This window comes from Micromonospora sp. NPDC005173 (assembly GCF_040608515.1).
In the GTDB taxonomy this organism is placed as follows: domain Bacteria; phylum Actinomycetota; class Actinomycetes; order Mycobacteriales; family Micromonosporaceae; genus Micromonospora.
The window spans coordinates 39625-52337 of record NZ_JBEXIK010000006.1; the positions used below are offsets into that span (position 1 = coordinate 39625).

The 12713-nt window shown below is 69.0% G+C and carries 12 protein-coding genes; 8 read left to right on the top strand and 4 right to left on the bottom strand.

Annotated elements, in window-relative coordinates:
* Nucleotides 1–63 precede the first annotated feature (63 nt).
* The gene (locus ABZV00_RS10140; protein WP_355603842.1) at nt 64–1893 is read left to right on the top strand and encodes a glycoside hydrolase family 15 protein; all 1830 of its coding nucleotides are present in this window, start codon (nt 64–66) and stop codon (nt 1891–1893) included.
* A gap of 39 nt (nt 1894–1932) precedes the next feature.
* Here ABZV00_RS10140 and ABZV00_RS10145 read toward each other — a convergent pair whose 3' ends face one another.
* On the bottom strand, nt 1933–2406 hold the full coding sequence (locus tag ABZV00_RS10145; protein WP_355603844.1) for a DUF2231 domain-containing protein: 474 nt from the start codon (nt 2404–2406) through the stop codon (nt 1933–1935).
* 471 nt (nt 2407–2877) lie between these two features.
* Between ABZV00_RS10145 and ABZV00_RS10150 the strand changes: the two genes are divergently transcribed.
* The 5 genes from ABZV00_RS10150 (at nt 2878) to ABZV00_RS10170 (ending at nt 5276) form a co-directional block, all read left to right on the top strand.
* Nucleotides 2878–3225, top strand: coding sequence for a metalloregulator ArsR/SmtB family transcription factor (locus ABZV00_RS10150; RefSeq protein ID WP_328418088.1), 348 nt, complete (start codon nt 2878–2880; stop codon nt 3223–3225).
* On the top strand, nt 3222–3689 hold the full coding sequence (locus ABZV00_RS10155; protein WP_355603847.1) for an SRPBCC domain-containing protein: 468 nt from the start codon (nt 3222–3224) through the stop codon (nt 3687–3689). The genes ABZV00_RS10150 and ABZV00_RS10155 overlap by 4 nt, the downstream gene beginning before the upstream one ends.
* A complete protein-coding gene (locus tag ABZV00_RS10160; protein ID WP_355603850.1) occupies nt 3686–4042 on the top strand; it encodes a nuclear transport factor 2 family protein in 357 nt (118 codons plus the stop codon). The genes ABZV00_RS10155 and ABZV00_RS10160 overlap by 4 nt, the downstream gene beginning before the upstream one ends.
* A 120-nt stretch (nt 4043–4162) precedes the next feature.
* Nucleotides 4163–4492 carry a transposase gene (locus ABZV00_RS10165; protein ID WP_355603853.1) on the top strand — a complete coding sequence of 110 codons (330 nt, stop codon included), beginning with the start codon at nt 4163–4165 and terminating at the stop codon, nt 4490–4492.
* Entirely contained in the window at nt 4422–5276 is an 855-nt protein-coding gene (locus ABZV00_RS10170) for an RNA-guided endonuclease TnpB family protein (protein ID WP_355604252.1), read from the top strand. Before ABZV00_RS10165 ends, ABZV00_RS10170 begins: the two co-directional genes overlap by 71 nt.
* 123 nt (nt 5277–5399) lie before the next feature.
* Here the strand turns inward: ABZV00_RS10170 and ABZV00_RS10175 are convergent, their stop codons facing one another.
* Nucleotides 5400–6110 carry a DNA alkylation repair protein gene (locus ABZV00_RS10175; protein ID WP_355603856.1) on the bottom strand — a complete coding sequence of 237 codons (711 nt, stop codon included), beginning with the start codon at nt 6108–6110 and terminating at the stop codon, nt 5400–5402.
* 226 nt (nt 6111–6336) lie between these two features.
* On the opposite strand from ABZV00_RS10175, the gene ABZV00_RS10180 reads away from it, so the two are divergent.
* Together ABZV00_RS10180 and ABZV00_RS10185 are read left to right on the top strand one after the other, a co-directional pair.
* On the top strand, nt 6337–7401 hold the full coding sequence (locus ABZV00_RS10180; RefSeq protein ID WP_355603859.1) for an N-acetylmuramoyl-L-alanine amidase: 1065 nt from the start codon (nt 6337–6339) through the stop codon (nt 7399–7401).
* A 437-nt stretch (nt 7402–7838) separates the two neighbouring features.
* Nucleotides 7839–8732, top strand: coding sequence for a universal stress protein (locus ABZV00_RS10185; protein ID WP_328418076.1), 894 nt, complete (start codon nt 7839–7841; stop codon nt 8730–8732).
* A gap of 22 nt (nt 8733–8754) precedes the next feature.
* Here the strand turns inward: ABZV00_RS10185 and ABZV00_RS10190 are convergent, their stop codons facing one another.
* Both ABZV00_RS10190 and ABZV00_RS10195 read right to left on the bottom strand, forming a co-directional pair.
* On the bottom strand, nt 8755–11529 hold the full coding sequence (locus ABZV00_RS10190; protein WP_355603863.1) for a cation-translocating P-type ATPase: 2775 nt from the start codon (nt 11527–11529) through the stop codon (nt 8755–8757).
* A gap of 69 nt (nt 11530–11598) precedes the next feature.
* Nucleotides 11599–12609 (bottom strand): nitroreductase, encoded by a 1011-nt coding sequence (locus ABZV00_RS10195; protein ID WP_355603866.1) that lies wholly within the window; start codon nt 12607–12609, stop codon nt 11599–11601.
* Nucleotides 12610–12713: the final 104 nt, after the last annotated feature.

A 12713-nucleotide genomic window follows, 5' to 3' on the forward strand; every position in this document is an offset into this window, starting at 1 on the left:
GCATTCCTGGCTGGCGCGCGGCCGCCGCCGGCGCCGATTGCATCTCGTCGTGGGAGGTCCTCCATGACCGCCGTCCCCCTGACCCGTCAGTGGCCTCCGGCGCCGATCGGAGACTATGGGCTGCTCAGTGACACCCGCACCGCTGCCCTCGTCGCCAGTGACGGCGGGATTGACTGGCTCTGCGTGCCCCGCTTCGACGGCGACCCCCTGTTCGGCCGGCTGGTCGGTGGCCCGGCGGCGGGGGCCTTTCGGGTCGGGCCGGCCAGACCCGCCACAGTCGTCGAGCGGCGTTACCGGCAGCACACCGCCACGCTGGAGACGACCTGGATGGTGGACGGCCGCCGGCTCACCCTCACCGAGGCCATGGTGGCCGAGCTCGCCGGACGTCTGCTGCCCACGACGATGCTCGTGCGGCGCCTGTCGGCCGAGGGAGGTCCAGTTGACGCCGTTGTGGAGTTCGATCCCCGGCTCGGTGCCCAGCACCGCCGACCTCGGGTCCACGATCGCGGCCGGGATCTCGTGTGTGAGTGGGGGTCGCTCGCGGTGGCGCTGGGCTGCGCACCCGGAGTCACCGTCGAACCGGGTACGCCCACCGCGGTCACCGTCATGCCGGGTCGTCCGGTAACCCTCGTCCTGGCCATCGCCTATCGCGAACCGTTGATCCACGTCGAGCCGGCCGCGGCCTGGAAAATTGTCGTCGCCGACGAGGGCCGTTGGCGGGACTGGGCCGCAGAAATCGACGCGTCGCTGCCGTTCCGGGAGAGCGTCGTACGCAGTCTGCTGACCCTGCGATTGTTGACCTACTCTCCGTCGCAGGCGCCGGTGGCCGCACCGACGACATCGTTGCCCGAGGATCCGGGCGGGGTGCGCAACTGGGACTACCGCTATGTCTGGCCACGAGACGCCAGCATCAATGTCAACGCGTTCCTCGGCGTCGGCAAACTCCGGGAGGCCAACGGATTCCTCGCGTGGTTACTGCACGCCAGCCGGCTGCAGCGACCGCGCCTGCCTGCGCTGCTCACCTTGGACGGCCGCCACGTACCGCGAGAGCGGGAGCTGTCCGGCTGGGGTGGCTACCTCGACAGCACGCCGGTACGGGTTGGCAATGCCGCCGCCGAGCAGCACCAGCTCGACGGCTATGGCTGGGTGGTCGACGCCGCGTGGGTGCTCGTGCAGGCCGGGCACCGCCTGAATTCGGAGACGTGGCGGGCGGTGCGCGGCTTTGCCGATCTGGTCGCCCGGCGCTGGCCGGAGCCCGATGCCGGCATCTGGGAGGTGCGCGAGCCCGTCCAGCATGTGCATTCCAAGCTCATGGGCTGGCTCGCTCTCGACCGGGCCCTGCGCATCGCCGCTACCCACCGGCTCTCCGAGCGGCAGCACCGCCGGTGGCAGGGCGCCCGGGATGCCATCGCCACCGATGTCCGGGCCCGGGCCTTCGACCCGTCGCAGGAAAGCTACGTCCGCAGCTACGGCTCACCGGCACTGGACGCGGCTCTGCTCGTCCTGCCGTTGCTGGGCATGGACGACATTGCGTCGCCACGCATACGCGGCACCATCGACGCCATTCGTGACCGGCTTTCTGCCGGCGGCCCACTTCTCTACCGCTACCCGCCAGGACGCGACGGCCTCCCCGGCTCCGAAGGCGCGTTCCTGCCCTGCTCATTCTGGCTCGTGCAGGCCCTCGCCCACACCGGACGACGCACTGAGGCGGTCGAATTGTTCCAGGAACTGCTCGGACGCGCCAACGCACTCGGCCTCTACGCCGAAGAGTTGGACCCCGCAACCGGCGCTTTCCTCGGCAACTACCCGCAGACGCTGACCCACGCCGCGCTCATCCAGGCCGCACTCGCGATCCGAGATGCCCCGGCTGTTGATCAGGAGACCGGACGATGACTACGCCCCATCCCGCAATCCCGACCGGCGAGGCAACTTCTAGCGGGACAGGGAGCTCGGGGCATTGACGCTGGCGTTCGCGCTCACCCCGATGCCCAAACGCTCGACCAGTTCGCCACCGAGCCAGCTCGTGACACCGGCCAGAATGATTCCGACGAAACTCAGGACCAGTGCCGCTGCGGGGGGCTCCCAGTTCTCCGCGTTCAGCCGCAACAACCAACTGATGGCAAAGAGCAGCACCACGACGACGTTGCCGAGCCCATGAGCGGCCCCGACCCGTTTGGCACGGGTCCCGGCCGGGATGGCTTTCCAGTCGATCATGCCGAACAGTGCGGCGAGGAGACCGCCGAGCACACCGGCGGCGATGGTGTACGCGGCGGAGATCTGGAAGCCGGTTCGATCCGTGATGAGATACAGGATGTCGAAGATCACCGAGGTGGCCAGTAGCCCCAACGGGAAAACGATCAACATTGGGTGTATGCCGTGTCCCATGGCCTTGGCTCGGCTTTCCATCAAAGTCCCCTCTCGCCGCGCGGCGCTGATGCCGAGGCAGCCGTTACCCGCTTATCCGGCGTTTACACGTTTTGCCCCGCGCGGTGCCTCATCGGGGCGAGGGGGTGTGGATCTAGCGGTGTTTGTGCCGAGGGCCCTCCATCAGCCGGTCGAGAAAGTAACGCACGGTCGCCATCGCTTCTCCGGGTTCGCGTACGCCCGCCGTGGCAGTTCAGGGCGGGGCCGGCGCCCGGGGAGGAAGTCCCCCAGGCGCCCTGCCGGCGAGCACGGCGACCCGTGGTCGAAACGGGGACGGGGCGGAAGGTCGGTGAGCCGACCGCTCTGCCGGGCCGGAGCCTCCTCCGGCTCTCTGAGCTACCGCCGTGCCGCCACAGCTTGCCCGGTCATGACGACTCGGCGCGCTGGATGTCGGCAGGTCCGTCTTTGAAAAGGATGGCTTGCGCAAGCGATCATTTGCGCTAGGGTGAAGCCATGCCCTCCTCGCTCGCGGCACCCGGCCCAGACCTCGATTCGGCCTTCGCCGCTCTCGGTGACCCGGTCCGTCGCGCCCTGGTGACTCGCCTCACGCGGGGTGACGCCACGGTGGGAGAGCTGGCTGAACCGTTCGACCTGACCCCACAGGCGATCTCCCACCACGTCGGTGTCCTGCGGCGGTGCGGCCTGGTCGAGCAGCGACGCGAGGGCACCAGACGCCCCTGCCGACTAAGGGCCGATCAGCTGTCGCTGCTCAGCACGTGGATCGACGACCAGCGCCGCGCCTGGGACGACCGGCTCGACGCCCTCGAACAGCACCTCACCGGCGACGGAGCCGTCCGTTGACCGCCAGCGCCGAGCTCCGCGGCGACGAACTGATCGCCAAACGCCACCTCCCGGCGGACCCTGAACGCGTCTGGACCGCCTTCACCTCGCCGGCAAGCATCGCCGCGTTCTGGGGCGGCTCGCACGCCACCGTGCCCCCTGAGTCTGTGACCGTCGACCTGCGTCCCGGCGGAGAGTTCGCACTCGACACCCGCGCGCCGGACGGCGCGACCCGCCGGCTCCGGTTCGTCTACGTGAGCATCACCGCACCGCACGAACTCGTGTTCGATGAGCCCGTCACCGGCCTCCGCACGACCGTGACCGTCCGCCCCGCCGTCGACGGCGCGGACCTCACCGTCCATCAGCGCCGGCTTCCCCCCGAGCTCCGGATCGCCCAAGCAGCCGACGGGCTCGGTTCGATCCTCGACGCCCTCGCCACACACCTGCAGCACCACGAGGCCACACCAGAGTGGAGAACCCCATGACACCGACGACCCAACGCGACCTCGTCGCCGAGTACTTCGACGGATTCCAGACGAGCGACCACCCGCGAATCCTCGCGACCCTCACCGACGACGTCGAGTGGGTCATCCACGGCCACCGGACCACCCGCGGCAAGGCCGAGTTCGACGGCGAGATCGAAAATCCGGCGTTCACCGGCAGCCCAGAGCTCGACGTCCACCGCGTCCACGAGGACGGCCCAGTCGTCGTCACCACGGGCGAGGGCCGCGGCGCCAGCGTCGAGCACGGGCCGTTCCGGTTCGCCTTCAACGACCTGTTCACATTCCGCGACGGGCTCATCGCCCGTGTCGACTCCTACCTCGTCCCGCTGCCCTGAAGCGGCGGGCATCAATCATCGGTGTCGCGGCGTGGATACCCCTGCCTTCAGGCGGGGGAGGAAACGCCGCTCCCTCCCTTCAAGCGCAGGCTCACATAGGCAAATGCTAGAATGTGAAGCGTGGGTGAGGTGGTGAAGCGGGCATACAAGTACCGCTTCTATCCGACCCCGCTGCAGGCTGAGCAGTTGAATCGCACCTTCGGGTGTGTGCGCAAGGTGTACAACCTTGCCTTGGATGCGCGCACCCGTGCGTGGGCGGTGCACGGGCAGCGCAGCACCTATGTGCAGTCGTCGGCGTGGTTGACCGAGTGGAAGCGCACCGAGGAGCTGGCCTACCTCACCGAGGTCAGCTCGGTGCCGTTGCAGCAGGCGCTGCGGCATCTGCAAGCCGGGTTCGCCGGGTTTTTGGGGCAAGCGGTCGCGTTACCCGCGTTTCAAGTCCAAGCGTAAGTCTCGGGCGTCGGCGGAGTACACCCGCTCGGCGTTCCGCTGGCGTGACGGGCAGCTCACCCTGGCCAAGATGGAGACCCCGCTGACCATCGTGTGGTCCCGGCCTCTGCCCGAGGGCGCCGAGCCGTCCACGGTCACGGTGTCCCGCGACGCGGCCGGCCGCTGGTTCGTGTCCCTGCTGGTGGAAGACCCCACCGTCGCGGTCCTGCCGCCGGTGGGCGCTGCGGTGGGGATAGACGCGGGCATCACCAGTCTGCTGACTCTGTCCACCGGGGAGAAGGTCACCAACCCTCGGCACGAGCGCGCTGACCGGCGCAAGTTGGCCAAGGCGCAGCGCGACCTGTCCCGTAAGGGCAAGGACACCAAGAACCGGGCCAAAGCTCGGCTTGCGGTGGCCCGCATCCACTGCCGCATCGCCGACCGGCGGCGGGATCACCTGCACAAGTTGTCGACTCGACTCGTCCGTGAGAACCAAACGGTCGTGATCGAAGACCTCAGCGTGCGTAACATGCTGCGCAATCACAGCCTGGCCCGCGCCATCTCCGACGCGGCGTGGACGCACCTGCGCGGCATGATCGAGTACAAGGCCGCCTGGTATGGGCGGACTGTGATCGCCGTCGACCGCTGGTATCCGAGCACGAAGACCTGCTCGGCGTGCGGGCGGATCAACACCGCGATGACTCTTGGCGTTCGTGTCTGGACGTGTCCCGGCTGTGATGCCGTGCATGACCGGGACGTCAACGCCGCGAAGAACATGCTCGCCGCCGGGCTGGCGGAGAGGTGAAACGCCTGTGGAGGGACGGTAAGACCCGACCCGCGAAAGCGGTGAAGGCACGGCCCGGTGAAGCAGGAACCCCCTTGGGTGACCGAGGGAATCCCCGCCCTTCAGGGTGGTGGAGGATGTCAACTAGGCCACGCCGGACAGGTACTCCCTGCGTCGCTGCGGTTCAAACTTTTCGATCGCGTAGCGCAGCATGACCCGCGGCATGACTCGGTAACGTCGGGCCAGGAACTCCTCCTCCGCCGCTCTGTCACGGTTGCCTACCTCGCGCAGCATCCAGCCCACTGCCTTCTGGACGAGGTCGTGTGGGTCGCGCAGGAGCCGTTCACTGAGGCGGAAGGTCCACTGGAAGTCACCGGCCTTGATGAAGGCGAAAGTTGCCATGATGGCGATGCGCCGGTCCCACACCAGGCTCGATTCGGCCAACCGGTCCAGGACGCTCCGGTCCTTGTCGATCAGCCATGGGCCGACGATGTACGGCGCCGATGAGTCCACCAGGTCCCAGTTGTTGATGCGGCCGGTGTTGGCCAGGATGATGCCGAAGATCCGGCCCCGTTCCTCCTCGTCTGCCTTGGCGAACTTGCGCACCAGGATGAACAGCGAGGTCAGCCTCTCCTCGTGCACGCTGCTGCTCAGCAGCACCGTCGTCTCGGCCAGCGAGAGCTCGCGCCAGTAGCGGGCGGCCACCTTGCGTTGTTCCGGCACGGAGACACCGATGGTCTTGTCGCCCTCGCCATACCCGCCCGGGGCCATCTGCAGAAACTGGCTCGATGCCGCCGCTCGACGTGGGTCGGCGAGGCTGGCGAGTTCGTGACGGACGTCGGCGGTCGTGGCCATGACTGTGCAACCTACCGCGACCGCCGGTGGCTGCGGTGCTGCCTCCGAAGAGGACTGCTCGCCGTGCGCTTGAGTGCCTGCGTCGTCCCACGGTTGGTTGACCGGCGGCGCAGTGGCGGAAACCTCCGACGGTCAGAACGCTAGGCGAAGACATCTTTCATATCCATCGACGGTCCGCTATATTCCGTCCATCGTTGATCTCTTCGGTTCCCCATGAGAGGTGCATATGTTCGATGACGTGGCGCTACGGCGGCGTACCCTGCTGGCGGCCCTCGCCGGTGCTGCGGCCGCCCCCATCTTCGGGGGAGCCGCGCATGCCGCGTTGCCCAAGATCTACATCGACCCCGGCCACGGCGGCACCGACTCTGGGGCGGTCGGCAACGGGTTGCAGGAGAAGGCCCTGACGCTCGACATCTCCCTGCAACTGCGCAGTATCCTGCTGGCCAGCTGGAACGTCGACGTCCGCATGTCCCGGACGACCGACATCACTCGCAGCCTGGCCTACCGCACCGACGACGCCAACGCCTGGGGTGCCAACCTCTTCGTGAGTGTGCACATCAACTCCGGGGGCGGCACCGGCTTCGAGAGCTACCGGTACCCGACGGCGGACGCCGCCACCGTCAATCTGCACAACGCGTTGCACCCGAGGGTGATCGCCGGCATGCGGTCGGTCAGTTCGGTCACCGACCGGGGGCTGAAGACGGCCAACTTCCACGTGCTGCGCGAGACGAACATGCCCGCGGTGCTCACCGAGAATCTCTTCATCGACACCTTGGCCGACGCGAACCTGCTCAAACGGGCCGACTTCATCACCGCCACCGCCCGCGCGCACGCTCAGGGCATCGCCAGCTATCTGGGGCTGGGCAGCACCACCCCGCCCACCTTCAGCGTCATCGTGGACAACGCCACCGCAGGGCGGTTCACGGCGAGCACCAACTGGGGGACCTCGAGCTACTCCAGCCAGCGCTACGGCGCTGACTACCGCTTCGCCGACCCCACCCCCGCCAGCGACGCCGCCTGGTTCAAGGTCGACATCCCGGCGGCCGGAAACTACCGGATCGAGGTACGGCACCCGGCCGATCCGGGGTACAACAGCTCGACCCCGCACGTCATCGCCACCGCCTCGGGCACCCAGACGGTCAACGTGGACCAGCGCGCCAACGGTGGCGTCTGGCGTTCGCTCGGCACCTTCTCGCTTGCTGCCGGCGACCGCAACCTGGTCGCGGTGAGTCGGTGGACCAGCGCCGCCGGCTACGTCGTGGCCGACGCCGTCCGGGTCACCCGGGTCTAGCGCACCGCGGAGCCACAGGGGGAGTCGGCTGCAAGATTCCTTCGGGCGGCCGTGGAGACAGGTCAGAGCATCTGACCGGTCTCCACGGCTTTTTTCCGTCAGGCCCTGGCGGCCCTGCGCGCAGTAGTACTTGTCGGCGAGGTCGATCACCACCCGACTGCCAACGACGTCGGGCGCTGGTCTTCGTTGATCGGCCCCTTGGGCGGCGCCGTGATCGCCACGTCGGACCCGGCGGTCCGTCAGGCTTCGCGGTAGGGCCGCCGGTTGGTAGCGACAGGGCGAGAGCCGGTGCTGACCTGCGCCGAAGATATGATCAGGTTGTGCCCTTCTGCCGTACTTATCCAGCCGGCCGGCCACCGCAGGCGTCGGTATCGGCATGCGGCGCGCGCTCTCATCCGGGGCGCGGCTTTGTTCGGGCACGTTAGGGAGGTTGTGCGGTGAGTGGCGCGAACGTCAGACGAGTAGTGGTGGGTTACGACGGGTCTCCGGCCGCGAGCTCTGCGATCGAAGCCGGGGGGCTGTTGTTTCCTGGGGCTCACGCATGGATCGCGCATCTGTGGACGCCTCCGTTCGCCAGCGAGGAGTTGCGGCGGCGGCTGTGGACGGGTACCCGCAACATCAATGTGTATGTGCAGGCGGTCGAGCGTGAGGGCGGCCGCGAGGCCGATCGCTTGACATCGATGGGCGTGATGCTGGCCGGGGCCGCGGGCTGGGACGCTGAGCCTCTCGTGTGCCGCAGCTACGGCGGGGAAGGGCTGCAGCTGGCTGAGGCGGCCGACGAGAAGCAGGCCGATGTGCTGCTGATTGGCTCCCGAGGGCTGGGCGGCGCGCGGGCGGTGCTCGGCAGCGTGTCGGACATGGCCGTGCACTACAGCCCGCGTCCTGTGCTGGTGGTGCCACACCCGCTGTTGACCGACGAACATGCCGCGCTCGCCGACGGGCCGATCGTGGTCGGCTGGGACTCCTCGGCAAGCGCCGAGGCTGCGCTCACCACCGCCCGGCGGCTCTTCCCCGAACGTGATGTCGTTCTGGTCTCTGTCGAGAGCGACGGCGACAGCGACAGCGAGAAGAGCCCTGCGGTGGCGGCGCCCGGCGATCAGCACGTGACTACCGTCCGTGTGCGTGCCGGAGCTGGGGCGCCCGGGCGGGCCGTGGCCGACGCGCTGGCCGCGGTCGCAGCGGACCGAAAGGCGAGCCTGCTCGTGGTCGGCTCGCGCGGACGTTCGGCCGTGCGCAAGATTCTGCTGGGCAGCGTCGCCATGGCCACCCTGCACCGCGCCCACCGGCCCGTCCTGGTGGTCCCTGAGGTTCCTGCCAACGAAGCTGACTAGGGCACCTGCCCCTAGGGTGCTGTCACGACACGCCAGCCCCGGCGGCCAGGCTCTGCCGGTGCCGACGGCTGCGCGTCAGTGCCTTGACGGCTTCACCGGCGATCAGGATCGTTGACCCGACAGCGGCGCAGGCCAGCCACTGGCCTGCGCTGAGGTCGGTCGTGGTGAACAGTCCGTTCAGCACGTCGAGTTCCACGACCAGCACGAGCAGGGCCACCACGACGCCGGTGGCGACGAAGGCAGATCGGTTGCGCAGCGTTTCCCGTGAGAACACGCTGCGGGTGAAGCTGCGGACGTTGAGCAGGTTGAACACCTGGAAGAAGACGAACGTCACGAACGCCATGGTGCCGGCGATCGTGGCGTGGGCCGCCGCCGGGGCGGGCCCGGGCGCCAACTGCAGCACCGCGACCGTTCCCGCAGCCATCACGGCCGCGGCCAGCACGATCCGACCCATTCGCTGCCGGTTGAGGATGTGTTCCCCCGCAGGCCGTGGTGGTCGGCGCATCGCGTCCGGGCTGACCGGGTCGACACCCAACGACATGGCGGGAGGACCGTCCATGACGAGGTTGACGAACAGGATTTGCAGAGCGGTGAAGGGTGCCCCGCCGGCGATGCCGGTCACCGACGCGACGAGGAAGGTGATCACGAATGCGAACGCGGTGGACACCTGAAAACGGGTGAAGTTGACGATGTTGTCGTAGATGCCCCGCCCGCCGTGAACGGCGCGGACGATCGTGGCGAAGTTGTCGTCGGTGAGGATCATGGTGGAGGCTTCCTTGGCCACCTCCGTGCCGGTGACGCCCATCGCCACGCCGATGTCGGCGGCCCGCAACGCGGGGGCGTCGTTGACGCCGTCGCCGGTCATGGCGACCACGCTGCCGGTGTTCTGCAGTGCCTGCACGATCCGGATCTTGTGGGCCGGGGACACACGGGCGATGACGCCAATGTCGGCCAGGTAGTCGGCGAGATCGTCGTCGCCGATGCGGTCCAGGTCCCTGCCGGTGACGGCTCTGCCCTGGATGCCGAGATTCTCGGCGATGGCCGCTGCCGTGACGGCGTGGTCGCCGGTGATCATCCGGACTCGGATGCCGGCGTCGCGGCAGGCGGCGATCGCGTCGCGGGCCTCCGGGCGTGGCGGATCGACGATTCCCACCAGCGCGAGCAACACCACACGATCGAGTAGTTTCCGCAGGTCTGCTGCGGCATCGAAGTCCGCCGCAGGCAGGTCCTGCACACCGATCGCGAGTACTCGCAGTCCGCGCCGTGCAAGGTCCGCGTTGGCCTCGCCGTATCGCACCCGCGCGTCGTCGTCGAAGGCGACGACGTGCTCTCCGTCAAGGTGCCGGTCGGCGCGTTCGGCGAGGACGTCCGGCGCGCCCTTGATGAAGGCCCGGACGATTTCCTCTCCGTTCTCGCCGGTCCAGAGGTGGAAGGTGATCATGTATTTCTGATCGGCGTCGAACGGCACCTCGGCGAGTCGGGGACGTTGCGCGCGCAGGCGCGCGACATCGACGTCACCCTTCTCCGCGAGCACCACCAGGGCGCCCTCCGTGGGGTCACCGACCAGCGCATCGTCCCGCAGCACCGCGTCACTGCACAGCGCCATCGCGGTGAGCGCGTCCTTCAGCCCACCCGGCTCGACGCCGCCGTCGGTGGTCTGGATCTGCCCGTCGGTGCGGTAACCCTCACCAGAGACGGTGAACGGCCGGCCCGCGAAGACCATTTCCCGCGCCGTCATCTCGTTCAACGTCAACGTGCCGGTCTTGTCCGTGCAGATCTCCGACGTGCTGCCCAGCGTCTCCACCGACGCCAGCCGCTTGATGATCGCTCCGCGGCGGGCGAGACGGCCGGTTCCCATCGCCAGGGTGAACGCCACGACCGCCGGCAGTCCCTCGGGAATGGTCGCCACTGCGAGCGAGACCGCGGTGACGAAAAGCTCGTGGAACTGCTGTCCTCGCGCCAGTCCGAGGCCGAACACGATGGCGATGACGATGCCGGCGGTCACCGCCAATGTGCGACCGAGGGCGTTGATCTGCCGTTGCAGCGGGGTCAGACCGGCCCGGGCCTCGTGCAACAACCCGGCTACCCGACCGATTTCCGTATCCATCCCCGTGGCAGTGACGACTGCCTCGCCACGACCGCGGGTCGCCATTGTGTTCATGAACAACAACGTGACGCGATCACCCAGCGCGGCGTCCGGCCGCACGTCGGCCTCCGCCCTCTTCGTCACGGGTTGCGCCTCGCCGGTCAGGGACGACTCCTGCACCTCCAGCGAAATCGCCTGCAGCAACCGCGCGTCGGCCGGCATCCGGTCGCCCGCCTCGACCACGACCACGTCACCCGGCACCAGCTCTTCGGCGTTGACCCGAAGCAGTCGACCGTCCCGGCGCACGGTCGCCGCCGTCACGAGCATCCGTCTGAGCGCCTCCAGCGATGCCTCCGCCCGAGACTCCTGCACGAACCCGATCGTCGCGTTGAGCAACACCACGACGGCGATCGCCGCCGGTGTCTCCCACTCCCTGCTGACCAGCAGGCTCACCACGGCCGCCACCAGCAGAATCACGATGAGCAGGTCCTGGAACTGCCGGAGGAGAGCCCTCCACCACGGCTCCCTGGGCGCCTCGGCGAGGCGGTTGAGCCCGTACTGACTCCGCCGCCGCTCGACCTCCAGCGCGGTCAAGCCGTACGGTGGCTCGACCGCGAAGGCCGTGGCGACGCCGTCTGCTGCGACGGCGTGCCAGGCGACCGGATCGCCCGAGCCGGTCTTGGTCACGCGGCCGTCACTACCACTGATCACCCGGCCATCCTCTCCGATCAGGTCTGCAGCCGCCCTCACGACAGGACGAGATCGGCGTCACCGTCGGTGCTATGGCAGCTGGCCGGCCACCGCCGAGGTGTCAACGGTCTGCGCGGTCTCCAGCCGCGGGGCGTGCGGCAGGTCCGCGTGCGTCGGGTCGGCCACGCCGAGCCGCATGGCGAGGTACGGGAAGCCCAGGCCGGACAGCATTCGCCGCAGCGTCTGGCGGGTGCCCTCGACCTCCACCACGCCGGAGAGCGGCACCAGGGACACCCCGAGCCGGGTGGCCGTGAGCCAGGCGGCGGAGAGCCCTTCGCCGGCGCGCAGCCAGCTGTCCGGTTCGTCCTCGCTGCCCCAGAGGATCCCGTAGACGGCGGCCTGGTCGTGGCCGGAGCCGACCGGCAGGGTGCCCGCGCGGCCGAAGTCGCGCACCGGGACGGTGGTCTGTGGCGCCTGCTCGGGCAGCACCTCCGGCGGCAGCCCGGTGCCGGCGCCGGCGCGGCTGGTCCAGTACGCCAGCTCCTCGCGCAGCCCAGGGCTGGCCGCCTCGACAGCGGCGGCCTGCTGGGCAGCGCTGGCCAGCTCGAGCTTCTGGGTGTCGTCGAGGACCTGGAGGTTCGCGCCCTCGCGGGTGGCCGCCCGTTCGATCTCACCGAGCGTCGCCGGGGGAATCTGCTCGTCACTGACCGGGCGGCGGTCCGTGTGCCGCACCTCAATGGCCTGGACCAGACGCGTGGCGTCCGGGTCGGCGCCGGTGTGGTGGAAGCTGGTGAGCCGGGCCAGCAGGTCGGACTGGGCGGGGTCGGGCAGCCGCTCCACCACCGGTGTCCAGCCCTTGGCGGCCAGCGCCACCCGGGCGTGGTGCAGCGCGGCGCCGCAGCTGATCGCCTGCAGCCGGCCCTCAGGGTCCGTCGCGCTGAGCTGGCGGTCGTGGACCACCCGCAGCTCCAGCGCGTCGGGGAGGACCGTCCAGCGCCACGGCTGGGTGTTGTGCACCGAGGGTGCGTGGCCGGCCATTCCGGCGGCCTCCGCGAGCGCGGTGGTCAGCGGGTGATCGGTAGCCGGCGTCTCGTGGCTCATCGTCAGACCCCTTCGTCTCTTCGAATGATCACCCTACGCAGGCTAGTCAGGGGTGCTGCGGGCGTGTCCGTGCGGACCGACCAGCGATGCGGCAGGCGGTCGTC

Bases quoted from the DNA above. Each gene is read 5' to 3' on its own strand.
- ABZV00_RS10140 (WP_355603842.1), top strand. From the start codon at position 64: ATGACCGCCGTCCCCCTGACCCGTCAGTGGCCTCCGGCGCCGATCGGA.
- ABZV00_RS10145 (WP_355603844.1), bottom strand. From the start codon at position 2,406: ATGGAAAGCCGAGCCAAGGCCATGGGACACGGCATACACCCAATGTTG.
- ABZV00_RS10150 (WP_328418088.1), top strand. From the start codon at position 2,878: ATGCCCTCCTCGCTCGCGGCACCCGGCCCAGACCTCGATTCGGCCTTC.
- ABZV00_RS10160 (WP_355603850.1), top strand. From the start codon at position 3,686: ATGACACCGACGACCCAACGCGACCTCGTCGCCGAGTACTTCGACGGA.
- ABZV00_RS10175 (WP_355603856.1), bottom strand. From the start codon at position 6,110: ATGGCCACGACCGCCGACGTCCGTCACGAACTCGCCAGCCTCGCCGAC.
- ABZV00_RS10180 (WP_355603859.1), top strand. From the start codon at position 6,337: ATGTTCGATGACGTGGCGCTACGGCGGCGTACCCTGCTGGCGGCCCTC.
- ABZV00_RS10195 (WP_355603866.1), bottom strand. From the start codon at position 12,609: ATGAGCCACGAGACGCCGGCTACCGATCACCCGCTGACCACCGCGCTC.